The sequence below is a fragment of the Afipia sp. GW822-FHT04G07 genome (assembly GCF_058800765.1).
Genome location: NZ_JBXAMP010000001.1, coordinates 764659 through 789466, shown reverse-complemented (window position 1 = coordinate 789466; position 24808 = coordinate 764659). Strand labels below are relative to the sequence as shown.

The 24808-nt window shown below is 61.8% G+C and carries 27 protein-coding genes; 20 read left to right on the top strand and 7 right to left on the bottom strand.

Going from position 1 to position 24808, the window contains the following annotated elements:
• The first annotated feature begins 76 nt into the window (after positions 1 to 76).
• Both smpB and AC1RKJ_RS03860 read left to right on the top strand, forming a co-directional pair.
• Positions 77 to 550 carry an SsrA-binding protein SmpB gene (smpB, locus tag AC1RKJ_RS03865; protein ID WP_492789670.1) on the top strand — a complete coding sequence of 158 codons (474 nt, stop codon included), beginning with the start codon at positions 77 to 79 and terminating at the stop codon, positions 548 to 550.
• A gap of 131 nt (positions 551 to 681) precedes the next feature.
• Positions 682 to 1260 carry a peroxiredoxin gene (locus AC1RKJ_RS03860; RefSeq protein ID WP_492789669.1) on the top strand — a complete coding sequence of 193 codons (579 nt, stop codon included), beginning with the start codon at positions 682 to 684 and terminating at the stop codon, positions 1258 to 1260.
• On the opposite strand, the gene AC1RKJ_RS03855 is transcribed toward AC1RKJ_RS03860, so the two are convergent.
• Positions 1257 to 1970: a uracil-DNA glycosylase gene (locus AC1RKJ_RS03855; protein WP_492792640.1), complete on the bottom strand. Its 714-nt coding sequence runs from the start codon at positions 1968 to 1970 to the stop codon at positions 1257 to 1259. The two genes, AC1RKJ_RS03860 and AC1RKJ_RS03855, sit on opposite strands and share 4 nt — an antisense overlap.
• Positions 1948 to 2589 (bottom strand): LabA-like NYN domain-containing protein, encoded by a 642-nt coding sequence (locus AC1RKJ_RS03850; RefSeq protein ID WP_492789667.1) that lies wholly within the window; start codon positions 2587 to 2589, stop codon positions 1948 to 1950. The genes AC1RKJ_RS03855 and AC1RKJ_RS03850 overlap by 23 nt, the downstream gene beginning before the upstream one ends.
• Before the next feature lie 338 nt (positions 2590 to 2927).
• On the opposite strand from AC1RKJ_RS03850, the gene rpoZ reads away from it, so the two are divergent.
• The 9 genes from rpoZ (at position 2928) to recO (ending at position 10876) form a co-directional block, all read left to right on the top strand.
• Entirely contained in the window at positions 2928 to 3320 is a 393-nt protein-coding gene (rpoZ, locus tag AC1RKJ_RS03845; RefSeq protein ID WP_006020886.1) for a DNA-directed RNA polymerase subunit omega, read from the top strand.
• 186 nt (positions 3321 to 3506) lie between these two features.
• Complete coding sequence (locus AC1RKJ_RS03840) at positions 3507 to 5786, top strand: RelA/SpoT family protein (RefSeq protein WP_492789665.1); 2280 nt, start codon at positions 3507 to 3509, stop codon at positions 5784 to 5786.
• A gap of 17 nt (positions 5787 to 5803) precedes the next feature.
• Positions 5804 to 6577, top strand: coding sequence for a pyridoxine 5'-phosphate synthase (locus AC1RKJ_RS03835; RefSeq protein WP_492789663.1), 774 nt, complete (start codon positions 5804 to 5806; stop codon positions 6575 to 6577).
• Positions 6574 to 6993 (top strand): holo-ACP synthase, encoded by a 420-nt coding sequence (gene acpS, locus AC1RKJ_RS03830; protein WP_492789661.1) that lies wholly within the window; start codon positions 6574 to 6576, stop codon positions 6991 to 6993. Before AC1RKJ_RS03835 ends, acpS begins: the two co-directional genes overlap by 4 nt.
• Positions 6994 to 7180: 187 nt before the next feature.
• Positions 7181 to 7939, top strand: a complete 759-nt coding sequence (lepB, locus tag AC1RKJ_RS03825) for a signal peptidase I (protein ID WP_492789659.1) — start codon at positions 7181 to 7183, stop codon at positions 7937 to 7939.
• Positions 7936 to 8736, top strand: a complete 801-nt coding sequence (gene rnc / locus AC1RKJ_RS03820; RefSeq protein ID WP_492789657.1) for a ribonuclease III — start codon at positions 7936 to 7938, stop codon at positions 8734 to 8736. Before lepB ends, rnc begins: the two co-directional genes overlap by 4 nt.
• On the top strand, positions 8729 to 9655 hold the full coding sequence (gene era / locus AC1RKJ_RS03815; protein WP_492792639.1) for a GTPase Era: 927 nt from the start codon (positions 8729 to 8731) through the stop codon (positions 9653 to 9655). The genes rnc and era overlap by 8 nt, the downstream gene beginning before the upstream one ends.
• A 1-nt stretch (position 9656) precedes the next feature.
• Positions 9657 to 10058: a hypothetical protein gene (locus tag AC1RKJ_RS03810; RefSeq protein WP_492789655.1), complete on the top strand. Its 402-nt coding sequence runs from the start codon at positions 9657 to 9659 to the stop codon at positions 10056 to 10058.
• A gap of 68 nt (positions 10059 to 10126) precedes the next feature.
• Complete coding sequence (gene recO, locus AC1RKJ_RS03805; protein ID WP_492789653.1) at positions 10127 to 10876, top strand: DNA repair protein RecO; 750 nt, start codon at positions 10127 to 10129, stop codon at positions 10874 to 10876.
• Positions 10877 to 10943: 67 nt separating this feature from the next.
• Here recO and AC1RKJ_RS03800 read toward each other — a convergent pair whose 3' ends face one another.
• Complete coding sequence (locus AC1RKJ_RS03800; RefSeq protein ID WP_492789650.1) at positions 10944 to 11201, bottom strand: hypothetical protein; 258 nt, start codon at positions 11199 to 11201, stop codon at positions 10944 to 10946.
• Between the two features lie 203 nt (positions 11202 to 11404).
• Here AC1RKJ_RS03800 and parC point away from each other — a divergent pair, with 203 nt between their 5' ends.
• The 3 genes from parC to AC1RKJ_RS03785 all read left to right on the top strand — a co-directional run bounded on the left by parC (position 11405) and on the right by AC1RKJ_RS03785 (position 15732).
• The gene (gene parC, locus AC1RKJ_RS03795; protein ID WP_492789648.1) at positions 11405 to 13657 is read left to right on the top strand and encodes a DNA topoisomerase IV subunit A; all 2253 of its coding nucleotides are present in this window, start codon (positions 11405 to 11407) and stop codon (positions 13655 to 13657) included.
• Positions 13658 to 13733: 76 nt separating this feature from the next.
• Positions 13734 to 14228 carry a tRNA (N6-threonylcarbamoyladenosine(37)-N6)-methyltransferase TrmO gene (tsaA, locus tag AC1RKJ_RS03790; RefSeq protein WP_492789645.1) on the top strand — a complete coding sequence of 165 codons (495 nt, stop codon included), beginning with the start codon at positions 13734 to 13736 and terminating at the stop codon, positions 14226 to 14228.
• A 133-nt stretch (positions 14229 to 14361) separates the two neighbouring features.
• Positions 14362 to 15732: an Nramp family divalent metal transporter gene (locus AC1RKJ_RS03785; RefSeq protein ID WP_492792638.1), complete on the top strand. Its 1371-nt coding sequence runs from the start codon at positions 14362 to 14364 to the stop codon at positions 15730 to 15732.
• Positions 15733 to 15747: 15 nt separating this feature from the next.
• On the opposite strand, the gene AC1RKJ_RS03780 is transcribed toward AC1RKJ_RS03785, so the two are convergent.
• On the bottom strand, positions 15748 to 16140 hold the full coding sequence (locus AC1RKJ_RS03780) for a winged helix-turn-helix transcriptional regulator (RefSeq protein WP_492792637.1): 393 nt from the start codon (positions 16138 to 16140) through the stop codon (positions 15748 to 15750).
• 101 nt (positions 16141 to 16241) lie between these two features.
• Here AC1RKJ_RS03780 and AC1RKJ_RS03775 point away from each other — a divergent pair, with 101 nt between their 5' ends.
• A complete protein-coding gene (locus AC1RKJ_RS03775; protein WP_492789643.1) occupies positions 16242 to 16871 on the top strand; it encodes an FMN-dependent NADH-azoreductase in 630 nt (209 codons plus the stop codon).
• A gap of 99 nt (positions 16872 to 16970) precedes the next feature.
• Here the strand turns inward: AC1RKJ_RS03775 and AC1RKJ_RS03770 are convergent, their stop codons facing one another.
• The 3 genes from AC1RKJ_RS03770 to hemB all read right to left on the bottom strand — a co-directional run bounded on the left by AC1RKJ_RS03770 (position 16971) and on the right by hemB (position 19669).
• Positions 16971 to 17747: an arginyltransferase gene (locus tag AC1RKJ_RS03770; RefSeq protein ID WP_492789641.1), complete on the bottom strand. Its 777-nt coding sequence runs from the start codon at positions 17745 to 17747 to the stop codon at positions 16971 to 16973.
• Between the two features lie 184 nt (positions 17748 to 17931).
• Positions 17932 to 18483, bottom strand: coding sequence for an RDD family protein (locus tag AC1RKJ_RS03765; protein ID WP_492789638.1), 552 nt, complete (start codon positions 18481 to 18483; stop codon positions 17932 to 17934).
• A gap of 130 nt (positions 18484 to 18613) precedes the next feature.
• The gene (gene hemB / locus AC1RKJ_RS03760) at positions 18614 to 19669 is read right to left on the bottom strand and encodes a porphobilinogen synthase (protein ID WP_492789637.1); all 1056 of its coding nucleotides are present in this window, start codon (positions 19667 to 19669) and stop codon (positions 18614 to 18616) included.
• 118 nt (positions 19670 to 19787) lie between these two features.
• Here hemB and AC1RKJ_RS03755 point away from each other — a divergent pair, with 118 nt between their 5' ends.
• The 5 genes from AC1RKJ_RS03755 to ribD all read left to right on the top strand — a co-directional run bounded on the left by AC1RKJ_RS03755 (position 19788) and on the right by ribD (position 24786).
• Entirely contained in the window at positions 19788 to 20282 is a 495-nt protein-coding gene (locus AC1RKJ_RS03755; RefSeq protein ID WP_492789635.1) for a DUF6163 family protein, read from the top strand.
• Between the two features lie 297 nt (positions 20283 to 20579).
• Positions 20580 to 21092, top strand: a complete 513-nt coding sequence (ldtR, locus tag AC1RKJ_RS03750; RefSeq protein ID WP_235100524.1) for a transcriptional regulator LdtR — start codon at positions 20580 to 20582, stop codon at positions 21090 to 21092.
• A 726-nt stretch (positions 21093 to 21818) separates the two neighbouring features.
• Complete coding sequence (gene glyA / locus AC1RKJ_RS03745) at positions 21819 to 23120, top strand: serine hydroxymethyltransferase (RefSeq protein ID WP_492789632.1); 1302 nt, start codon at positions 21819 to 21821, stop codon at positions 23118 to 23120.
• 11 nt (positions 23121 to 23131) lie between these two features.
• The gene (nrdR, locus tag AC1RKJ_RS03740; protein WP_019196807.1) at positions 23132 to 23617 is read left to right on the top strand and encodes a transcriptional regulator NrdR; all 486 of its coding nucleotides are present in this window, start codon (positions 23132 to 23134) and stop codon (positions 23615 to 23617) included.
• A gap of 65 nt (positions 23618 to 23682) precedes the next feature.
• On the top strand, positions 23683 to 24786 hold the full coding sequence (gene ribD / locus AC1RKJ_RS03735) for a bifunctional diaminohydroxyphosphoribosylaminopyrimidine deaminase/5-amino-6-(5-phosphoribosylamino)uracil reductase RibD (RefSeq protein WP_492789629.1): 1104 nt from the start codon (positions 23683 to 23685) through the stop codon (positions 24784 to 24786).
• Positions 24787 to 24808 lie beyond the last annotated feature (22 nt).

Sequence of the window (24808 nt, the reverse complement as noted above, 5' to 3'; positions counted from 1 at the left end):
TTCGACTTCGACAAGCACGGTCTGCGCGTGGCCATCATGCCCTGCACGGGCGTGATGGTTTGTTTCCGAGGACGTCATGGCTGAAAAGAAAGAGCGTCCGATCAAGGTCGTTGCGGAAAACCGCAAGGCGCGGTTCAACTATTCCATCGAGGATACGGTGGAGGCTGGCGTCGTCCTGACCGGCACCGAGGTGAAATCCGTGCGCGGCGGCAAGACCACCATCGCGGAGTCCTACGCGGATGCGAAGGACGGCGAAATCTGGCTCGTCAACGCGAATATCCCGGAATATCTGCAAGCCAACCGCTTCAATCATGAGCCGAAGCGGTTGCGCAAACTGTTATTGCACAAGAAAGAGATCAACAGGCTGGCCGGCGCTATCGAGCGCGAGGGTATGACGCTCATTCCGCTCAAGATGTATTTCAACGAGCGCGGCATGATCAAATTGCAGCTCGGGCTCGCCAAGGGCAAAAAGCTGCACGACAAGCGCGATACCGAGAAAAAGCGCGACTGGGAGCGCGAGAAGGGACGCCTGTTAAGGGCGCGAGGCTGACTTCCGTCGCCCTTCGAGGCCGTCGCTTCGCGACGGCACCTCGGGGTGACGATAGGGTCCGTGGAGCGTCATCCTGAGGTGAGAGGGCAAAGCCCGAGCCTCGAAGGATGACGAAAGTTGAAGGGACTTTCATGAGCCAACAACCGAACTTGCTGGACGTGGACTGGAGCAAGATCCCGGCGCCCGCCGATGACGGCGCTGCGAAGCATCTTGTCGGCATGAAAATTCCGCCGGTTGCGCTGCCTGCGACCGATGGCGCTTCAGTGACACTGTCTTCGTTGCCGGGACGGGTGGTGCTATTCGCCTATCCGCGCACGGGAGAGCCCGGCAAGATCAGTCTTGTCGACGATTGGGACATGATCCCCGGCGCGCGGGGCTGCACGCCCCAGACGTGCGCCTTCCGCGATCTGTTCAAGGACCTGAAGGACGCGGGCGCGCAGCATGTATTCGGGATTTCGACGCAGGATACCACCTACCAGCGCGAGTTAGTCGAGCGGATGCATGTCCCGTTTCAAATTCTGTCCGATGCCGGTTTGACGTTCATGCGCGCGCTGAACCTACCGTCGATGGATGTCGCTGGGCTGACGCTGATCAAGCGGCTGGCGATGATCATCGACGACGGGACCATCACGCACGTGTTCTATCCGGTGTTTCCACCCGATCGGAACGCAGGCGACGTGCTCGCGTGGTTGCAGGCCAATCCGGCTTAAGCGCCGAGGTAATTCCGCACACTTGCGAAGACAGCCCGGAACATTTCCGGCGTGAGAACCCGTGTGTTCGTGTTGTAGCGCGAGCAGTGATAGCTGTCGAACAACCGGTACGGTCCTGCCTGATGTTCTGCACCGTGTCCGAACGGTGCGGCCGCGGCCCGAACGCCGAGTGTCTTGAGCGTTGTGTCGTGCGAGACGCGGCCCAGCATGACGATGGCGCGCAGGCGCGGCATTTCGTCAAGCGTCGCATTGAAGAATGTGCGGCAGGTTTTGATTTCAGCGGGCAGGGGCTTGTTCTGCGGCGGCACACAGCGCACCGCATTGGTGATGCGGCAGTCGACAAGCGTCAGCCCGTCGTCGGGGCGGGCTTCGTATGTCCCCCGGGCAAAGCCGAGTTCGAGGAGTGTTCCGTAGAGAAGATCACCGGCAAAATCTCCGGTGAAGGGCCGCGCCGTGCGGTTAGCGCCCTGAAGGCCGGGCGCGAGGCCGACGATCAGGAGCTGCGCATCGACAGGACCGAAAGAGGGAACAGGTGCGTTGAACCAATGCGGATGCTGTGCGCGATTGGCGTCACGGTAGTCTTTGAGGCGCGGGCAGAGAGGGCAATCCAGACCGGGTTCGTTCAATCGCCCTGACACATCAAGGGAAGGGCCGGCGCCGCTGCGCCGGCTCTCCTTGGTCTTATCTTCAATCGTCGAATGGGTCGGCATCGCCTCGCGGGACCATTGTGCTCGTGCTTCGCTGCAGGAATTGCGGCGTGTGCTGACGCGGTTCGCGTGGTTCCCGAGGAGCAGGGCGCTCGCTTGGATCGCGGCCGAGCTTTGCTTGTAGCTGGACCAGATCAGTAAAGACATCCGCCTGGCGGCGCAATTCGTCGGCGATCATCGGCGGCTGGCTGGAGATGGTGGAGACCACGGTGACGCGAACACCGCGCCGCTGCACGGCTTCCACCAGCGAGCGGAAATCGCCGTCGCCCGAAAACAGCACCATCTGGTCAATGCTCTCGGCCAGTTCCATGGCATCGACCGCGAGTTCGATGTCCATGTTGCCCTTTACCTTGCGGCGTCCGGAAGCGTCGATGAATTCCTTGGTCGCCTTGGTGACGACGGTGTAGCCGTTGTAATCGAGCCAATCAATCAACGGCCTGATCGACGAGTATTCCTGATCTTCGATAATTGCGGTGTAGTAGAAGGCTCGCACCAGAGTGCCACGACTCTGGAATTCAAGAAGCAGCCGCTTGTAATCGATATCGAAACCAAGAGTCTTCGCTGTAGCGTAAAGGTTGGCACCGTCAATAAACAGCGCGATCTTGTTCGTGGCAGAAGGCATCAGTTTTTACTCGCATCGTTGTTGTTGTGTCGGTTTTTGGCGCGTATTCAACACCGCGCATTCCCATTGAATTTTAGTTATTCGTCGGAAGGTTTAGAGAGGATGAAAATCGCCGTTATCAAACGCTGCGGACGAAGCGCGCAGGCTACAACACTGATGAAGCAATGAAGCGATTTCTTGTCCATGGGACTATTTGACCCTCAGCCATGCTCTGACGGCAGTCTCGTGAAGGGCGATTCGCCGTCGGATCGGAAATTGATGCTTGCAGAAAGGCTCTGGTCGCTATACCTAGCGCGCATAGCGACATATTTTCAGACCTAGACCCGGAGCGACAGCCGATGGCGCGCGTCACAGTTGAAGATTGTATTGATAAGGTCGACAACCGTTTCGACCTCGTGCTTCTGGCCGCGCATCGTGCGCGGATGATCTCTTCTGGATCACCCCTGACCATTGACCGGGATAATGACAAGAATCCGGTCGTTTCGCTACGCGAAATCGCCGATACGACCATTTCTCCGGAAGATTTGCGGGAAGAATTGGTCCATTCCCTGCAGAAATTCGTCGAAGTCGATGAGCCGGAGCCCGATACGGTGCCTCTGATCGGTTCCGCAGGGGCTTCCGTGGACGCCGACGACACCGAAGTGGCCGTCGAGCGCATGACGGAAGAAGAACTTCTGAAAGGCCTCGAAGGCCTTGCTCCGCCGGAGGAGCAGCCCGAGGAAGACGAATAAAGTTCCATTCCGGTTGCTGGCCGGATTTGCCAGCGTTTGAAGCGTTGCCTGCCAAGGCCCGGACGGATCGTCCGGGCCTTTGCGTTTATTGACATTTTTAGCGTCTTCCTTGCGATTACCGGAGAACCGGCGATACTGTGAACGGCGGTTCCTTTTCCTGGAATTGCGACGCAAGGCAGCAAGCGGATGGCCATCTGGCGCCGAAAACAGCCCCAAATGCAGGCGGCGACCGAAGCGGTCGCAGCGATTCCGGCTGTGTCCGAGGTGGCGCCGGCCAAGAAGCAGCCGCGCGCCAAAATGATGCGGCAATACGATCTGGTGGACCGGGTCCGCGCCTATAATCCGAACACCGACGAAGACCTGCTCAACAGGGCCTACGTTTACGCCATGATGGCCCACGGCGAGCAGAAGCGTGCGTCGGGTGATCCGTACTTTTCGCACCCGCTGGAAGTTGCCGCGATCCTGACTGGACTGAAGCTGGACGACGCGACGATCGTCGCGGCGCTGCTTCACGACACCATCGAAGACACCGAATCGACGCGCACCGAAATTGACCAGATGTTCGGCCAGGAGATCGGCGCGCTGGTGGAGGGGCTGACCAAGCTCAAGCGGCTCGAACTGGTCTCGCGCGAAGCCAAGCAGGCCGAAAATCTCCGAAAGCTGCTGCTCGCGATCGCCGACGACGTGCGCGTGCTGCTCATCAAACTCGCGGACCGGCTGCACAATATGCGGACGCTGGAATTCGTGCCGCCGGCATCGCGTCACCGTATCGCGGAAGAAACCCTCGACATCTATGCGCCGCTTGCCGGCCGCATGGGTATGCAGGAAATGCGCGAGGAGCTGGAGGACCTGTCGTTCAAGGTGATCGATCCGGAAGCGCACGCGGTGGTGGTGCAGCGTCTGGACGCACTGGAAGAACGCGATCGCAATCTGATCGGTGAGATCGAATCCCAGCTGTCGGCCAAACTCGCGAAAAACGGTATCAACGCGCAGGTGAAAGGTCGCCGCAAGCAGCCGTTCTCGATCTGGATGAAGATGGAGCGTAAGTCCGTCGGTTTCGAGCAATTGTCCGACATCTTCGGATTCCGCATCGTCGTCAACAGCATCGCCGAGGTCTACCGCACCGTCGGAATCGTGCATACGACCTGGCCGGTGGTGCCGGGGCGCTTCAAGGACTACATCTCGACGCCGAAGCAGAACGACTACCGTTCGATCCACACCACGGTGATTGGTCCCGGCAAGCAACGCGTCGAACTCCAGATCCGCACCGAGGAAATGGATCGCGTCAACGAATACGGCATCGCCGCGCACGCCTTCTACAAGGACGGCGCCGGTTCGCCCACCGAGCGGCTCGAGCGGGAATCCAACGCCTTCGCCTGGCTGCGGCACACGGTTGAGGTTCTTTCGGAGAGCGCCAATCCGGAAGAATTCCTCGAACACACCAAGATGGAGCTGTTCCACGATCAGGTGTTCTGCTTCACGCCGAAGGGCAAGCTGATCGCGCTGCCGCGTCATGCCAACGTGATCGACTTTGCTTATGCGGTGCATACCGATGTCGGCAACAGCGCGGTAGGCTCCAAGATCAACGGCAAGTTCGCGCCGCTGTCATCCGAATTGCAGAACGGCGATGAGGTCGAGGTGCTGACATCGCAGGCCCAATCCGCTCCGCCGACGGCGTGGGAGTCGCTTGCGATCACGGGTAAGGCCAAGGCCGCGATTCGCCGCGCCACGCGCACCGCCGTGCGGGATCAGTATGCAGGCCTCGGACGGCGTATCGTCGAGCGTTTGTTCATGCGCGCCAAGATCGTTTATGCCGACGACAAGCTGAAAGGCGCGCTGCCGCGCCTCGCGCGGGCCTCGATCGATGACGTCATGGCCGCCGTCGGGCGCGGCGAGATGAAGGCGTCCGATGTCGCGCGCGCGATGTACCCCGACTACAAGGAAGAGGCTCGGCTCGGCGGCAAGAAGACGGTTGGCGCCAAGCAGAAACCCTCTGCCGACGCCAAGGCGTCGAATGCGATTCCGATCCGCGGCATCAACAGCGATCTTCCGATCAAGTTCGCGCCGAACGGCGGCGCGGTCCCGGGGGACCGCATTGTCGGTATTGTGACGCCCGGCGAAGGCATCACCATCTATCCGATCCAGTCGCCCGCGTTGAAGGACTTCGAGGAAGAGCCCGAGCGCTGGCTCGATGTTCGCTGGGACACCGAGGAAGCCACACCGCGGCGTTTTCCGGCACGATTGCATGTGCAGAACGTCAACGAGCCGGGCAGTCTCGCGCAGGTCGCATCGGTGATAGCTGAACATGACGGCAACATCGACAACATCAGCATGAGCCGCCGCTCGCCGGATTTCACAGAACTGACCATCGATCTTGAGGTCTATGACCTGAAGCATTTGAACGGTATCATCGCTCAACTGCGCGCCAAGGCGGTCGTCGCCAGCGTCGATCGCATCAACGGCTAAATCTCGTCGGATCTTCCATGTCAGCTATTCCGCCGCTTCGTCTCGGGGTCAATGTCGATCACGTCGCGACCTTGCGCAACGCGCGAGGCGGGCGTGCGCCCGACCCGGTGCGCGCTGCATTGCTCGCGATCGAGGCAGGGGCCGACGGCATCACTGCGCACCTGCGCGAGGATCGCCGCCACATTCGCGACGACGACATGGCGCGCCTGAAAGCCGAAATCTCCAAGCCGCTGAATTTCGAGATGGCGGCGACCGCCGAAATGCTCCAGATCGCGCTTGCGACCAAGCCGCATGCAGCATGTCTCGTGCCTGAGCGGCGCACCGAAGTCACGACGGAGGGCGGGCTTGATGTGATTGGGCAGCGCGATGCGCTGGGGCCGTTCATCGCGCGGCTTGGCGATGCCGGCATCCGCGTCTCGCTGTTCATCGCCGCTGATCCCGCCCAGATCGAGATGGCGGCGACGCTCAAAGCGCCGGTGATCGAGATTCACGTCGGCGCGTGGTGCGACGCCGTCGTCGAGGAGAAAAAGCCTAAAGCCGAGGCCGAGTGGCAGCGCATTGTCGATGGCGCGAAGCTTGCGCAATCCGCCGGGCTCGAAGTGCATGCGGGCCATGGTCTGGACTATGCGACAGCGGAAACCATTTCGGCACTGCCGCAGATCGTCGAACTCAACATCGGGCATTTCATGATGGGAGAGGCGATGTTCGTCGGTCTCTCGCAGACCGTTCGCGACATGCGCGCGGCCATGGACCGCGGCCGCAAGTCGCTGCGGGGTCATGTCCGGCTATGATTATCGGAATCGGATCGGACATCATCGACATCACGCGGATCGAGAAGGTGATCGGCCGTCACGGCGACCGGTTTATCGATCGCATCTTCACCGAGGCCGAGCGGGCCAAGGCGGAGCGGCGCTCCAAGATGCCGAAACTCATATGGGCAACCTATGCGAAGCGATTCGCGGCGAAGGAGGCCTGTTCCAAGGCGCTCGGCACCGGCATCCGGCGCGGGGTGTGGTGGCGCGATATGGGAGTGGTCAACCTGCCGGGCGGTCGTCCGACCATGAAACTGACCGGCGGCGCGCTGGCCAGGCTGGAATCGCTGACCCCGCCGGGCCATGAGGCTCGCATCGATCTCACGATCACCGACGATTGGCCTCTGGCGCAGGCTTTCGTCATCATTTCGGCGGTCCCGGCGGTAAAGACCTGATCCGGTCCGGCTTGCCGGTTCCGAGCGATCCAAAAATCTAAAATTCACTGAACTGTCAGACAATTAGCAAGTTTTCATGAGGCCGTTGATTGCACCCCCTGCGACAACGGTCTAAAACCCGCGCGGGTGATTTGGGCCGCGTCTTCGCCTCTGTGGAGGCGTCGAAACCAGGATTTTGAAAGAGCAAATGAGCGTGACAACTCCGGCCAAATCCGAAGGCGGCGTCGGCGAGACCGTCCGCGTCGTCATTCACGCGCTCATTATCGCGCTGGTGATCCGCACCTTCCTGTTTCAGCCCTTCAACATCCCGTCGGGATCGATGAAGGCGACACTGCTGGTCGGCGACTATCTGTTCGTCTCGAAATACTCTTACGGCTACAGCCATTATTCGATCCCGCTGTCGCCGCGGCTTTTCACCGGCCGTATCTTCGGCTCGGATCCCGAACGTGGCGACATTGTCGTGTTCCGCCTGCCCAAGGACGACACCACCGACTACATCAAGCGAGTCATCGGATTGCCGGGCGACCGCATCCAGATGAAGGAGGGCCTGCTTTACATCAACGACAAGCCGGTCCAGCGCGAGCGGCTCGCGGATTTCGTCGGCGAGGATCCCTGCGGCACCGACGCTACCGCGCGCGTCAAGCAGTGGAAGGAAACGCTGCCAAATGGCGTGACCTACAAGTCGCTCGATTGCGTCGATAACGGCTTCTACGACAATACCAACGTTTACACCGTACCGCCTGGCCACTTCTTCATGATGGGCGACAACCGCGACAACTCCACCGACAGCCGCGTGCTGTCCGCCGTGGGTTATGTGCCGTCCGAAAACCTGATCGGCCGCGCGCAGATGATCTTCTTCTCCATTGCCGAGGGCGAACAGGCCTGGCAGTTCTGGCGCTGGCCGGTTTCGGTGCGCTGGAATCGCATTTTCTCTATCGTGCGATGAGCGGCGATCCCGCACTCGTCAAAGAAGCTGTGACCATGGACGACGCCGCGAGCGCCGATGCCGTCAAACCTGTCAAGAAGGCGCGCCGGCCGAGCGCCAAGGCTGCTGCCAAGATCATCGAGCAGCGTATCGGTCATACGTTTGCCGATCCCGCACTGCTGGCGACGGCCTTTACGCATGTCTCCGCGCTGAAATCCGCGCGCAGTCGCGCCGACAGCTATCAGCGGCTGGAATTTCTTGGTGATCACGTCCTCGGCCTGATCGTGTCGGATATGCTGTATCGCGCATTTCCAAAGGCGGACGAGGGCGAGTTGTCAAAGCGCCTCGCGGACCTCGTGCGGCGCGAAGCCTGCGCGGATGTGGCGAAGTCGCTCGGACTGGACGAGGCGATCAAGCTCGGATCGGTAGGGGCAGGCGCCAGCGCCCGGTTGCGAAACTCGGTGCTCGGTGACATCTGCGAAGCAGTGATCGGCGCGGTGTTTCTCGACGGCGGTTATGCGGCAGCGGCGCAGTTCGTCGAGCGCAACTGGACCGAGCGGATGCGAAAGCCCGTGCGTCCGTTGCGCGATCCGAAAACCGTGTTGCAGGAATGGGCGCAGGGCAAGGGTCTTCCGACGCCGGTTTATCGCGAGGTCGAGCGCACCGGGCCGCATCACGATCCGCAATTCCGCGTCGCGGTGGAATTGCCGGGACTGACGCCCGCCGAGGGCGTAGGCGGCAGCAAGCGCGCGGCCGAGAAACTTGCGGCGACAGCGCTGCTGAAACGGGAAGGCGTAACGGGCGGCAATGATGCCTGACGAAACACAAGATACACCGGCCAGCGAAACGCGCTGCGGCTTCGTCGCCCTGATCGGCGCGCCGAACGTCGGCAAATCGACGATGGTCAACGCGCTGGTCGGCTCGAAGGTCACCATTGTCTCAAAGAAGGTGCAGACCACGCGGGCGCTGATCCGCGGCATCGTGATCGAGGACAACGCGCAGATTATTCTCGTCGATACGCCGGGAATCTTCGCCCCGAAGCGCCGCCTTGACCGCGCGATGGTGTCGACCGCATGGAGCGGCGCGCATGACGCCGATCTGGTCTGCGTCCTGCTCGATGCGCGTGAAGGCATCGACGAGGAAGCCGACGCGATTTTCAAGAAGCTCGCCACCGTCAATCACCCGAAGATCCTGGTGCTGAACAAGATCGATCTTGTTCCGCGTGAGAAGCTGCTGGCGCTCGCCCAGAAAGCGAACGAACGGCTGCAGTTCTCCGAAACTTTCATGGTCGCCGCCTTGTCGGGTGATGGTGTGGACGATCTGCGCCGCGCATTGGCCAAGGCCGTGCCGCCGGGTCCGTATCATTATCCCGAAGACCAGATGTCGGACGCGCCGCTGCGGCATCTGGCGGCCGAGATCACGCGAGAGAAAATCTATCGTCACCTGCACCAGGAACTGCCGTACCAGTCCACTGTCGAGACCGACTCATGGACCGACCGCAAGGACAAGTCGGTGCGGATCGAGCAGACGATCTTTGTGGAGCGCGATAGCCAGCGCAAGATTGTGCTCGGCAAGGGCGGGGCGACCATCAAGGCCATCGGCGCGGATTCCCGCAAGGAGATCGCGGAGATCGTCGGTCAGCCGGTACACCTGTTCCTGTTCGTGAAGGTGCGCGACGGCTGGGGCGACGACCCGGAACGTTATCGCGAGATGGGTCTGGAGTTCCCCAAGGAGTGATATGACTGGCCCCGACGTCAACGTTCCGAAGAACATCTTCTACTTCGAGGTGCTGCTTTATCTGTCGCTGCTGATCGATGTGTTGTCGGCCGCGTTCCTGGACCGGATGCCTGACGACGTCACCGACTCGACCAAGCTGGTCGTGAATGTCATGGCGGTCGGCATGACCTTGGTGTTCATGCACCTCGTCTGGCTCACGGCGCATCGGCGCAAGAACTGGGCGCGGATGATCCTGATGGCAGCGTTGATGTTGTCGGTGGTGTCTCTCGTCACCACGGTGGGCGAAACCGGACTCCAATTCAGTACCTTTGTGGACGTGATCTCGACGGTCCTGACCGCTTTCGGTCTGTATTTCTCGTTCACCGGCGATGCCACGGACTGGTTGCGGCAGCCCGGAGAGTAAACCCCAGGTCACGCTGGAGGCATGTTTTTCGAACCCATGCCGCCGTAGAATCCTGTAAACTCCAGACCATGGAATGGATCGACGAGGGCATCGTTCTGGGCGTGCGGAGGCATGGCGAATCCAGCGCCATCGTCGAACTGATGACGCGCGGCCACGGCCGGCATCTGGGGCTGGTGCGCGGTGGGGCGGGCTCGCGGATGCGGCCGCTGCTCCAGCCCGGCAATACCGTGAGTGCGGTCTGGCGCGCGCGGCTCGACGAACATCTCGGATACTACGTCGTTGAGGGAACGCGGCTGCGTGCGGCCACCATGTTCGCGTCGTCGCACGCGGTCTATGGCGTGACGCATCTGGCGTCGCTGGTGCGGCTGCTGCCCGAACGAGATCCGCACGAAGGCATCTACGAGATGCTGGAATCCATTCTCAATCATTTCGACGATGCAGCCGAGGCCGCCGTGCATCTGGTGAAATTCGAGCTTGCGATGCTGACCGAACTTGGCTTCGGCCTCGATCTGTCGTCCTGTGCGGCGAGCGGCGCGGTGAACGATCTGATTTACGTGTCGCCCAAATCAGGCGCCGCCGTCTCGCGGCAGGCGGGTGAGCCATGGCGCGACCGGCTGTTGCGGCTGCCGCCATTCCTGCGCGAGAGCGATGACGGCACCAATGGCTGGACCGGACAGGACATCGAAGACGGCTTCCGGCTGACCGGCCTGTTCCTGCTTCGCAATGTGCTGGAGCCGCGCGGGCAGGGACATTCCGACGCCCGCGATGGTTTTATCAACGCGGTGATCCGGCCGCGTGCTGTCGCGGCCGCCGAATAAAAAAGCAGGCCGGACAAGGTCCAGCCTGCTTCTCCTGATAGCGGGTCAGAAGACCGGCTATTTTAGATCAATAGCGGTGGCCGCGATGACCGTGACGGTGGCCATAGTGGCGCGGCTTGTGGAAATGCGGGCGCACATCGCGGCAGGTTTTGACAAGGCGATGGCCGACACGGCGGGTGGTGCAAACCAGGCGAACCTGCTCGGTCTGCTGCGTGGCGCCTGCCAGCGGAGCCGGGAGGCTCATGGCTTCCGCGCGGCTGCCACCCAGTGAAACGGCTGCGGTCAACGCGGCGAACGCCGCGGCTGCGATGACAAATCGATTCATTAGTCTTCCTTCCTTGAAGTCCCGCCGGCACATCGCCAGCGAGTGCTGCATTATCCACGGACTTCGGCCCCTTCCACGACCCGTTGACCGGATCGCGAGGCCTAAGTGCAGACGGCGAGAATATGGCAGAAGAATTGCGAACAGAAGATGTCCATGGGATTCATCTGTTGTTCATTTAGCCGACTGGCGTTAACCCCTTTTCCATGGGTAAGAGACTGATTCCACCGGAGCCGATGGACATTCAGGAGGTCGCACTCCGGGAGGCGCTCGAGGAGCGCTATCTCGCCTATGCGCTCTCCACCATCATGCATCGCGCGCTGCCGGACGCTCGCGACGGGATGAAGCCCGTCCATCGCCGCATCCTGTACGGTATGCGGTTGCTGCGGCTCGATCCCGGCACGCCGTTCAAGAAATCCGCCAAGATCGTCGGCGACGTGATGGGCTCGTTCCATCCACATGGCGACCAGTCGATCTACGACGCGCTGGTGCGTCTCGCGCAGGATTTCTCCTCGCGCTATCCGCTGGTGGACGGGCAGGGCAACTTCGGAAACATCGACGGCGATAATCCCGCCGCCTATCGCTACACCGAAGCGCGCATGACGGAAGTCGGGCGGCTTCTGATGGAGGGCATCGACGAGGACGCCGTCGAGTTTCGCCCGAATTACGACGGCCAGTCCAAAGAGCCGGCGGTGCTGCCGGGCGCGTTTCCGAATCTGCTGGCCAACGGGTCGCAGGGCATCGCAGTCGGCATGGCCACCTCGATCCCGCCCCATAACGCGGCCGAGCTTTGCGACGCCGCGCTGCATCTGATCGACAAGCCCGCCACCAAATCGCGCGGCCTCCTGAAGTACGTCAAGGGTCCGGATTTTCCGACCGGCGGCATCGTGGTGGATTCCCACGAGAGCATCGCGGAGGCCTATACCACTGGTCGCGGCTCGTTCCGCGTGCGTGCGAAGTGGGCCCAGGAAGAGGGCGCGCGCGGCACCTGGAATATCGTCGTCACGGAAATTCCCTGGCTGGTGCAGAAGTCGCGCTTGATCGAGCGCATCGCTGAACTTCTCAACGAGAAGAAGCTGCTGCTGGTCGGCGACATCCGCGACGAATCGGCGGAAGACGTGCGCATCGTCATCGAGCCGAAGTCGCGTAACGTCGATCCTGAAGTGCTGATGGAAACGCTGTTCAAGCAGACCGAGCTTGAAAGCAAGATTTCGCTGAACCTCAACGTGCTGGTCAAGGGCCGCGTGCCGAAGGTGCTGGGCCTCGCCGAGTGTCTGCGGGAATGGCTCGACCATCTGCGCGAAGTGCTCGTCCGCCGCGCGAACTTCCGCAAGAACCAGATCGAGCATCGTCTTGAAGTGCTGGGCGGCTACCTGATCGCCTATCTCAACCTCGACAAGGTCATCAAGATCATCCGCACCGAGGATGAGCCGAAGCCGGTGCTGATCAAGACCTTCAAGCTCACTGACTTGCAGGCCGACTCCATTCTCAACATGCGGCTGCGCAACTTGCGCAAGCTCGAGGAAATGGAGATTCGCGGCGAGGACAAGGCGCTGCGCGGGGAACTGAAAGACCTCAAGACCCTGATCGGCTCCGAAGACGAGCAGTGGAAGAAGGTCGGCGAACAGGTCAGAAAGGTGCGCGACACCTTCGGCCCCAAGACGCCGCTCGGCAAGCGCCGCACCCAGTTTGCGGATGCGCCGGAGCACGATCTTGCCGCCATCGAAGAGGCGCTGATCGAACGTGAGCCGATCACGGTGGTCGTGTCCGACAAGGGCTGGGTCCGCACGCTGAAGGGTCACGTCGAGGATCTGTCGAATCTTGCCTTCAAGACCGACGACAGCATGGGCTTCTCGTTCTTTGCTGAGAGCACATCGAAGCTGACGCTGTTCGCGACCAACGGACGATTCTACACGCTCGACGCGCAGAAATTGCCCGGCGGGCGCGGCCACGGCGATCCGATCCGCATGACGATCGACATGGAAGGCGACGCAAACGTCGTTTCGATGTTCGTGCAGAAGGGCGGCCGGAAATTCCTCGTCGCCAGCAGTGATGGGCAGGGCTTCGTTGTCAATGAGGACGACTGCGTGGCCAACACCCGCAAGGGCAAGCAGGTGCTCAATGTCACCGCGCCCAACGAGGCAAAGGCGATCACGACCGTGACCGGGGATACCGTTGCGGTGATCGGTACCAACCACAAGATGGTGATCTTCCCGCTCGAGCAGGTGCCCGAGATGGCGCGGGGCCGTGGCGTGCGGTTGCAGAAGTACAGCGGCGGCAAGCTGTCGGACGTCGCGACCTTCGTTGCGAAGGACGGCCTGAGCTGGAAGGATTCCGCGGGGCGCGATCAGGCCATGACGTGGAAGGAACTGTCCGACTGGCGCGGCAACCGCGCCGACGCGGGACGTCTCGCGCATGGCCTGCCGAAGTCGAACAAGTTCGGCAAGGTGATCGAGTAGGCGGACAGCGTTTGCAGTTGGCTGAACCGGCGGTACATTCCTCGCGAGACGCTGCGGTCGAGTGAGGTTTGCACGAATGGTCCGCTACAACGAAATCCGCGACGGCGAAGTCGCGGTCGATCCACCGCCGCCAACCGACGCAGGTCTTGTGTTTATCGGCTGCATCCGGACGCCTTGGACCGATCGGTTGAAGACGCCGCGTCAGGGCCGCCACGATGGCCCGGTTTGCCGCATCGAGATTTTCGATCCGTGGGTGCCCGCGCTGAAGGGTCTCGATAAATTTTCTCAGGTCGAAGTGATCTATTGGCTTCACGAGTCGCGCCGCGATCTCGTGCTGCAAAGTCCCGCCAGCGACGCCAACACGCATGGCACTTTTGCCCTGAGATCGCCGGTGCGGCCCAATCCGCTCGGAACGTCGGTGGCCAAACTCGTCGGCATCGAGGGTAACACGGTTCTGGTCCGCGGCCTCGATTGTCTGGACGGCACGCCGCTGGTCGATCTCAAGCCCGACCGCTGCCAGTTCACGCCGATCGCGCCGCCGCAGCCGGGAGATTCTGAAACCGGAAGTTGAGGCGGTCCGGGCGGCCCGCGCCCTCCGGCGTGACAGGCCGGCATCCTAACCAACAGTCGGCAACTGGATAATTCCCCGGAAACGCTGTTGCAAGTCACTTGCAACTAGCGAGGGCACCATGCATATTACCAGCATGGACGCACGAACTCCGTCATTGCCGCCTGACCGGGCCGCCGCGCCGCCTGTGCCGGGCGGATGGCGGACGCCGCGTGGCGAGCCGTCGCTGGCGGACATGTTCGGCTCCATCAAGGTGGCAAAGAACGGTTCATTCTGGCGGAAACTCGCGGCTTTCCTGGGTCCGGGCTATCTCGTCGCCGTCGGCTACATGGACCCCGGCAATTGGGCGACATCTCTCGCGGGCGGATCGAAGTTTGGTTACGCGCTGCTCGCGGTCGCGCTGATCTCCAACATCATGGCCATTGTGTTGCAGGCGCTGTGCGCGCGGCTCGGCGTGGGTTCGGGGCGCGACCTCGCGCAGGCCTGTCGTGATGCCTATCCGAAGTGGGTATCTTGGCCGCTGTGGCTGCTGGCGGAAATCGCGATCAGCGCGACCGACCTCGCGGAGATCATCGGCACGGCGATCGGTCTCAATCTGCTGTTTGGGATTCCGCTTGAAATCGGCGTGCTGATCACGGCGCTCGATGTGTTTCTCATTCTCGCGTTGCAGGCGATCGGCTTTCGCTGGATCGAGGCCTTCGTGGTCGCGCTGCTCGGTGTTATTGCGGCGTGCTTCGCCGTGCAGATCGCCATGGCGGATCCTGACTGGGGCGCGGTGATCCGCGGCTTTGCACCGACGGTCGACATCGTTCGCAATCGCGACATGCTTTATCTCGCGCTCGGGATTCTCGGCGCGACGGTGATGCCGCACAATCTCTATCTGCATTCAGGGTTGGTGCAGACGCGGGGGTACGGCGACAGCGTTCCGGAAAAGAAGGAGGCGATCAAGCTCGCCACCATCGATTCCACCATTGCGCTGTGTCTTGCGCTGCTCATCAACGCCTCGATCCTCATTCTAGCAGCGTCGACCTTTCACAAGGCGGGCAGGACAGATGTCGCCGAACTCGATCAGGCGCATTCGTTTCTGGCGCCGCTGCTCGGCTCCACGCTGGCGCCCACGCTGTTCGGCATCGCGCTGCTCTGTTGCGGATTGAATTCCACGGTGACCGCGACGCTGTCCGGTCAGATCGTGATGGAAGGCTTCATCAACATCAAGATCGCGCCGTGGCTGCGGCGCCTGGTGACGCGCGCCATCGCCATCGTGCCGGCCGCCATCGTGACCATCTGGTACGGCGAGAAGGGCACAGCGCAGTTGCTCATTCTCAGTCAGGTGGTGCTGAGCCTGCAACTGCCGTTCGCCATCGTGCCGCTGGTGATGTTCACGGCGAGCAAGGCGAAGATGGGCACGTTCGTCGCTCCGCGATGGCTGTCGCTGTTTGCCGCCGTCATCGCAGCGGTCGTTGTCGCGCTCAACGTGAAATTGCTGATCGATTTCGTGACGGGCTGAGGCCGCCGGCGAAGATTACTCGCGCTTGGTATCGAACTTTTCGCGCGCCGTCTGGATTTGCGGCAGATGTTCGAACGCCCATGAGCCGAGATGCTGCACGGGCTCCTTCAGCGAGTGGCCGAGCTCAGTCAACTCATAGTCCACGCGCGGTGGAATGGTCGGAAAGATCGTGCGCGTCACAAGACCGTCGCGCTCAAGCCCCCGGAGCGTCAGCGTCAGCATCCGCTGCGAGATTCCGCCGACCATGCGCTTGATTTCGTTGAAACGGCGCGGCCCGTCGCTCAGCAGCATGATGATCAGCACACTCCATTTGTCGCCGATGCGCGACAGGATGGATCCCACAGCCAAGCAATCGCCGGGCAGGTGCCGGTCGGGCGGGGCGGTTACATCGATGTGCTCAGGTGTCACAGCTGTGCTCGGGTTCAGAAAATGTGCCTTCTTGTGCGGTTTATCAAAGGTCACCAATAGTGTCCAGGTATCAATCTGATACTAGAGCTAAAGGTGAACCTATGAAACTGCTCCATATCGATGCCAGCATCCTCGGCGGCAATTCCGTCTCGCGGCAACTGTCCAACGCCGCCGTTGAGCGCTTGCGCCAAACGACCCCGAATCTCGACGTGACCTATCGCGATCTCAGCGCCAAGCCGCTTTCGCATTTGAGCGGGGAGCATCTCGCCGCTGCCCATGGCGCGACACCGGAAACGCAAGCGGTGCGCGACGACATCGCCGCCAGCACCGCTGCGCTGGATGAGTTCCTCGCCGCCGACGTCGTTGTTATCGGCGCGCCGATGTACAACTTCACCATCCCGAGCCAGCTCAAGGCGTGGATCGACCGTCTTCTCGTCGCGGGGAAGACCTTCAAATACTCGGAGAAGGGTGTTGAGGGGCTGGCTGGCGGCAAGCGCGTGATCATCGCCATCGCCCGCGGTGGCTTCTATGGCGCCGGCGCGCCGGCTGCGGCAGGCGAGCACCTCGAAACCTATCTGCGCTGGGTGTTCGGCTTCATCGGTATCCACGATCCCGAATTCATCGCCGCCGATGGAATCCAGATCAGTCCGGATCAGCGCGAGAAGTCGGTTGCCGAAGCGTTGCAGGCGGCGGGCGCGTTGAAAGCCGCATCAGGTTTGCAGGCGGCGTGAAGTTACATATCGACTGAACAACAGTGCCGTCATCCTGAGGTGCGAGCCGCGCTTGCGGCGGACCTCGAAGGATGACGGTTTGACGTTTTTTGCGAAAAGCTAATCCTGCGGCTCGGGCGCCATCGAGCCGGTGGCGTCGACGCGCAGCCAGCCGCTTGGCGCGAGGCGCTGTTGCGGCAGGAAGCGGGCCTTGTAATCCATCTTCCGCGAGCCATCGATCCAGTAGCCGAGATAGACGTAAGGCAGGCCGAGCCGCCTCGCGCGGGCGATATGGTCGAGGATCATGAACGTGCCCATTGAGCGGCTTTCCTCGCCGGGCTCGAAGAACGAATAGACCATCGACAGGCCGTCGCTGAGCACATCGGTCAGCGCCACCGCAATCAGATCGCCGCCCTTGCCGGTGATGCCGCTGTCGGGCGTGCGCCGCCGGTACTCGATGATGCGGGTGGCGACATGGCTGTCTTCCACCATCATCGCGTAATCGAGCACGGTCATGTCCGCCATGCCGCCGTCGCGATGGCGCTCGTCCAGATATGCGCGGAACACCGAGTACTGTTCGGACGTCGGCACTGCGGTGCGCAGTTCACTGACGATGTCGGCGTTGCGGGCCTGGATCTTGCGGAAATTGCGCGAGGGACGGAATTCGTTGGCGATCACGCGCACCGAGACGCAGGCGCGGCACTGGTCGCAGGCTGGCCGGTAGGCGATGGACTGACTGCGGCGGAAGCCGCCATGGGTCAGAAGGTCGTTGAGTTCGCCGGCCTTGTCGCCGACCAGATGCGTGAAGACCTTGCGTTCCTGCTTGCCCTCCAGATAGGGGCAGGGCGAGGGCGCCGTCAGGTAGAATTGCGGCGTATTGCGTGAATGTTGTGTCACGTGAGGCCGTTTGACTCCGGTCTGCGCGATTCCTGTCACAGCATCGCGCCGCGGCGGGCAGGGGTCAACGAGTTTGAGCGCGCCGCAGCAAGGTTATGACGCGATTTTCGGGCGACATTGTGCACGTCGTCCGGGCAGGGCCACGTCAACAAAACGTGCCCCGCCCGTGAGTGAAAGCAGCAGTCTAGACGCGAGTCGTTTGCACGACCGTCGCGTTGACGTTGCTGTTGATAAACACCGTGCCCAGCACGATGTCATGCAGCAAGCGCCGGCGGCCGTTGAACAGGCCCACCAGCAATACCAGCGGCGTCAGGAAAGAGACCGACACCCAGTAGAGGACGGCGTGAACAGCGCCGAGGATGAAATAGGGCCGGTCGCCGGTCCATGTCCGCATCTGGATGTCCATCATGCGCATGCCCACGGTGGCGCCGTGTGGGCCACCGAGCGATGCGCCGTAATAGATCAGCGCCCAGACAACCGAGAACGGTGAAATCAGCCAGAACAGGAACCAGCCGAGGCCCAGTGTGACGATGCCGAACAGGGTGACGAAGATGACGGCGAGGATGATCGGGATCGACAGGATCACGAGGTCAATGAGAAACGCGAAAAATCGCTTGGTCAGCACGCCGCGAAACAGTTCGGGCTGCAACCAAGGATCATAGGCCTGCTGCGCGCTCGCGCTGGCCGATGGATTGTTGCGCCAGGTGGCGCCGCCGGTGTTTCGCGTGTCAGACATGGAAACCCTCCTCAACCGGCCCGAAACTCTCCGGACCGCTTGCTGCGCACATGGCCCCGCCGGTTCGTCCGCGCAAGACGGCTTAGGCTCACATGGAGAAAAAGTTATCTCGCCTGTCGCGGAACCGCCGTCAGCGACCGGCCTTCAGCTTTTCCGCCGCCTGCGCCGCGAAATAGGTCAGCACGCCGTCTGCACCGGCGCGCTTGAATGCGACGAGGCTTTCCATCATCGCGCGGTCGCCGTCGATCCAGCCGTTGTTGGCGGCCGCTGCGATCATCGCGTACTCGCCGGACACCTGATAGGCGAAGGTCGGCATCGCAAAGGTGTCCTTCACGCGGCGCACGATGTCGAGATAGGGCAGGCCGGGCTTGACCATCACCATGTCGGCACCTTCCGCGATGTCGAGTTCGACCTCGCGCAACGCTTCGTCGGAATTCGCCGAGTCCATCTGGTAGGTGCGCTTGTCGCCAGTCAGCGTTTTCGCCGAACCGATGGCGTCGCGGAACGGGCCATAAAACGCTGATGCGTATTTCGCCGCGTAGGCCATGATCTGCACGTCGCCGAAACCGGCGCGGTCAAGACCGTCGCGGATGGCGGCGACGCGGCCGTCCATCATGTCGGACGGCGCAATGATATCGCAGCCGGCTTCGGCCTGCACCAGCGCCTGACGGACGAGGATAGCGACAGTCTCGTCGTTCAAGATCCTGCCGTCCTGCAAAAGCCCGTCATGGCCGTGGCTGGTGAACGGATCGAGCGCCACATCGCATAGAATGCCGAGATCGGGAAATTCCTTCTTGATCGCGCGGACCGACTGGCAAACCAGATTGTTGGCGTTCAAGGCTTCGGAGCCATGCTCGTCGCGCAGCGAAGGTTCCGTGTAGGGAAACAGAGCGATGCAGGGAATGTCGAGCTTCATCGCGCGCTCGGCGTCGCGCACGCATTGATCCACACTGAGACGGTCGACGCCGGGCATCGAGGCGATCGGTGCGCGGGTGTTTTTGCCGTCAACAACGAACAGCGGCCAGATCAGATCGTCCGTGGTCAGCACGTTCTCGCGCACCAGCCGGCGCGCCCATTCCGACTTGCGGTTGCGGCGCATACGGGTCGTCAGATCGAGAGAAGGGGCGGCCGTGTCCCGGTGGGGAGTATCCCGCAATTCGATCGGACGTCCGAATTTGATCGCCATCTTGTTACCACTCCGCGCAAACAGATATCCACGTGTAACATCTGCCGGGGCTCCCGTCACCGCACGGGGGCGTCATCGGCGGATTGATTTTAAGGTTGTAAAGGATCAAACAGGCGGCATGAACAAGGACATTCGGCAAATGACCGCGCGCGTGAACCGGGGCGCGAACGACGACGTGCCGCGCGATCAGGTCAACATGGTCACCGCCATGACGTCGCCGGACACGGAGACCGGTGACAATACCTGGACCGGACGGCTCGTGCTGTTCCTGCGTGTCATGGCCGTGCTGTCGATGATCAAGGGACTCTACCACTGGGCGGAAATCACCGGCTTTATCGGCGGCGAGGAGCGCGCGTTCGAAGCGCAGACCACGCAATGGCAAACCGCCACGGTTTACTTCGCGGTGATCGAACTGGTTGCGGCGGTCGGACTGTGGCTCGCAACGCCGTGGGGCGCGGTGGTATGGCTCACGACGATCGTTTCAACCGCAGTGATCGAACTGATGTTTCCCGCGATCTACGGCGGCAATCTTTTCGCGGTCCTCGTGTCCCTGATCCTGCTTGCCGCCTATCTCATTCTGGCGTGGCTTTCGGCGCGGGAGCGGCCGCCGTAGCGGCCGGGTTGGGCCCGCCGCCATGATGCTTGACGAAGTCTTTCAAATTTGAACGAACGCTGTGCTGGAATGCGACAAGTCGCGTGACGAAGCGTGAACATCGCTCCTTTTGGGTGAATCAAAACTAACAAAAAGCCCTTATTTTATCGGTGTAATATACGATTCACCGTTTCAAATAAACCTTCTCTTTATGCTGTTATTTAAGCTGATCTTCAAACGCCTCCCTTAGTTTCCACCTATCAGACGAGACAAAAGTTTCGTCGAATAAGTCGTAAAAACGACAACAGGGGAAGTGTCATGATCAAAGCAGCCGCTACGGCTATTGAACCCGCTCGCGACAACGCCGCTGCGCCTGTGCAGCCGCTTTATCTCGAAGCTCTCACGCTCGTTGAACGCCTTCATCGCCGTCTGCTCGACGTGATCAAGGATGAATTCGATCGCCGCGGCCGTGCCGACATCAATTCGGTGCAGGCTCTGCTGCTCTATAACATCGGCGACAAGGAATTGACCGCCGGCGAACTGCGCACGCGCGGTTACTATCTCGGCTCCAACGTCTCGTACAATCTGAAGAAGCTTGTCGAGATGGGCTTCCTCGATCATCAGCGTTCGCGCGTTGATCGCCGCTCGGTCCGGATTCGTCTGACCGCGCAGGGCCAGGAAATCCGCCACATCGTCGACGCGCTGTATCAGAAGCACGTCAAGACGGTGGAGCAGGTTGGCGGCATCTCGAACGCCGAGTTCGCGACGCTGAACAAGTCGCTGCATCGCCTCGAGCGCTTCTGGACCGACCAGATCCTGTATCGCCTTTGAGAATTTAAGGCGCTCACGACATTCGGGCCAGCCGGCGCAAGATCGGCGGCCCACCAGTTCTCCTTCGACAGTTTATGCCGGTGCCCTCCGGCCGTTACCGAAGTGCGCACAAGACGCACGCGGAAGAATTCCGCACGAGTTTCCCCTGGTGTGGGACGACGCGACTTGAGGCGCCTTCGGGCGCCTTTTCGCGTTCCAGGTGAGAATCGACTCGTAAACGAGTTCTGAATCCTTGCCCGCCAAGAGCAAAAATATCGCCCGAGACTCTTGCGCGGACTCTTTCCATCATCCTCAAATCATGAGGCCGATTCTCAAATTCGCCGGCGACCGGCTGCAGGTCGCGTTGATGCTCGTGCTGCTGGCCGCGTGCTCGCTGAACGTGATGTTCCTCTGCGCCCGGCTGTAGGCCCGCGCGATCCGACGCAATTAAGTTGCCCAACAAGGGGCACTGAAACCCAGAATGTGGCGAGATGGGCCGCCGCCTTGGGGCCCGAGCCGGGCTGGAACAAGCCAAAACCGCATTCGTAACGGCCGTGCCGGGGAAAGTTGGCCTGCCGCCCACGGAATCGGCTGCTGGCGGCCAAGGACCGCATAAATCTGGCCCACTAGCTTGTGGAACTTGGCCCCCAACGCCAGATGTGGTATCTCGCGGCTGCCGCCCTTGATGCCACCCGTAACCGTCCGTGCGCCTTACGAAAAGGCCGCGGCGGTGGAGACATTTCATCCATGAGCTCTTCCGCCAAGACTGCATCTGCCCCCGATTCGTTTTTTACAGCCTCGCTCGCGCAGGCCGATCCGGAGATAGCCAACGCGATCAAGGGCGAACTCGGTCGCCAGCAGCACGAGATCGAGCTGATCGCGTCGGAGAACATCGTCAGCCGCGCCGTGCTCGAGGCGCAGGGCTCGGTGATGACCAACAAATATGCGGAAGGCTATCCGGGCGCGCGTTACTATGGCGGCTGCGAATTCGTCGATGTCGCCGAGACCCTGGCGATTGAGCGCGCCAAGAAACTGTTCGGCGCGGGCTTCGCCAATGTGCAGCCGAATTCCGGCAGCCAGATGAATCAGGCGGTGTTCTTGGCGCTGCTTCAGCCGGGCGACACCTTCATGGGCCTCGACCTCGCAGCCGGCGGACATCTCACGCACGGCGCACCGGTCAACATGTCGGGCAAGTGGTTCAAGCCGGTGCACTACACCGTGCGCCGCGAAGACCAGATCATCGACATGGATTCGGTGGCGAAACAGGCCGAAGAGATCAAGCCGAAGCTGATCATCGCCGGCGGCTCGGCCTATTCGCGCGCGTGGGACTTCAAACGCTTCCGCGAGATCGCCGACAGTGTCGGTGCATATCTGATGGTAGACATGGCCCACTTCGCAGGATTGGTTGCGGGCGGCGTTCATGCCTCGCCGGTGCCGCATGCGCATGTCACCACGACGACGACGCACAAGTCGCTGCGCGGCCCGCGCGGTGGTTTGATCCTCAGCAACGATGAGGCGATCGCCAAGAAGCTGAACTCCGCGATCTTCCCCGGTCTTCAGGGCGGCCCGCTGATGCACGTCATCGCCGCGAAAGCCGTGGCGTTCAAGGAAGCGTTGCAGCCGGATTTCAAGATCTACGCGAAGAACGTGGTCGAGAATGCCAAGGCGCTGGCTGAGACGCTGCGTTCCAACGGTTTCGAGATCGTCTCTGGCGGCACCGACAATCACCTGATGCTGGTCGATCTGCGGCCGAAGGGCCTCAAGGGCAACGTCTCGGAGAAGGCGCTGGTTCGTGCCGGTCTCACCTGTAACAAGAACGGCATTCCGTTTGACCCCGAAAAGCCGTTCGTCACCTCGGGTCTGCGTCTCGGCACGCCGGCGGCGACCACGCGCGGTTTCGGCGTCGCCGAATTCAAGCAGGTCGGCGCGTTGATTTCAGAAGTGCTCAACGCCGTCGCCCAGTCGGGTGAAGGCTCGGCGCCTCTGGTCGAGGCGTCGGTGAAGGACAAGGTGAAAGAACTCACCAGCCGCTTCCCGATCTATCAGTAAGGCGGGCTTAGATGCGCTGCCCAAGCTGCAACAGTCTCGATACGCAGGTAAAGGATTCACGGCCGACGGAAGATTCGGCCGTGATCCGTCGGCGGCGCGTCTGCATGGCGTGCAATTTTCGCTTCACCACGTTCGAGCGCGTGCAGCTTCGCGAACTCACTGTCATCAAGCGCAACAGCCGCCGCGTTCCGTTCGATCGCGACAAGCTGGTGCGTTCGTTGCAGATCAGCCTGCGCAAGCGGCCGGTCGATCCCGAGCGCGTGGAGAAGATGGTGTCCGCCATCGTGCGTGAACTGGAAAGCGGCGGCGAGGCGGAGATCTCCTCGGAGGTCATCGGCGAGACCGTGATGGAACATCTGCGTCAGCTCGACGACGTGGCTTACGTCCGCTTCGCGTCGGTCTATCGCAATTTTCGCGAGGCCAAGGACTTCGAGGCGGTTCTGGGCGAGCTGTCGGGCGAGGACGAACCGCCGCGGCCGGCAGTCGTTCGCAAGTGATTTTTTCGCGGCACAGCGTTCGCTAATCCGCTAGCTTGATCGCCGTGCCGGATATCCCTGACCCAATGTCTCAAGACTTGCGCTACATGCAGCTCGCGCTGGCGCTTGGCCGGCGCGGACAGGGCCGCACCTGGCCGAACCCAGCCGTCGGCGCGGTGGTCGTCAAGGACGGCATCATCGTCGGGCGCGGCTGGACCCAGCCGGGCGGGCGGCCTCATGCCGAGCCCGAGGCGCTCAAGCGTGCGGGCGAGGCGGCACGCGGCGCAACGCTTTATGTCACGCTGGAGCCCTGTTCGCATTTCGGAAAGTCGCCACCCTGCGCGGACGCGATCATTGCGGCGGGCATCGCGCGGGTTGTCTCTGCCGTTGAAGATCCAAATCCCGAAGTCGGCGGGCAGGGCCATGCGCGCCTGCGCGCCGCTGGCATCGAAGTTCAGGTCGGCCTGTGCAAAGAGGAAGCCGCGCGGGATCACGCCGGGCATTTCCTGCGCGTCGGCGAGAAGCGCCCGTTCGTCATTCTGAAACTCGCGGTTTCTGCCGACGACAAGATTGCTGCCGCGGGTCATCGCCAGGTGGCCATTACAGGAGAAGCCGCGAAGGCGCGGGTGCATCTGCTGCGGGCGCAGAGCGATGCGATCCTGGTCGGCATCGGCACGGTGCTGGCCGATGACCCGCTGCTCACGGTGCGCCTGCCGGGGCTGGAAGCACAATCGCCGGTGCGCGTGGTCCTGGATCGTGCGCTGCGGCTCCCCGGCACCAGCAAGATTGTTCATTCCGCGCGGCAAACACCGCTGTGGGTCATGACATCCGATCTGTCCGAGGCACCGGCCGCCATGAAGCTTGGTGCGGCGGGCGCGCAGGTTCTCCGCGTGCACGTGACGACCGCGCCGCCGCCGGGCCTCGATCTCAAGGCTGCTTTGAGGGTACTCGCCGGGCGGGGCATCACGCGGCTGATGGTCGAAGGCGGCGCGCGGGTGGCGTCGTCATTCCTGAGCGCCGGTCTGGTCGATGAAGTCTGGCTGCTGCGCGGGCCGGGCACGATCGGCATGGATGGTATTCCGGCGCTCGATACGCAGCCGCTCTCGGCCATCACCCAGTCGCCTCACTGGCGGGGGCGTGCTACCGAGGCCTGGGATAAAGACACTCTCACGATTTACGAAAGACCATGATCCGGAAAATTGGAAACTGGTT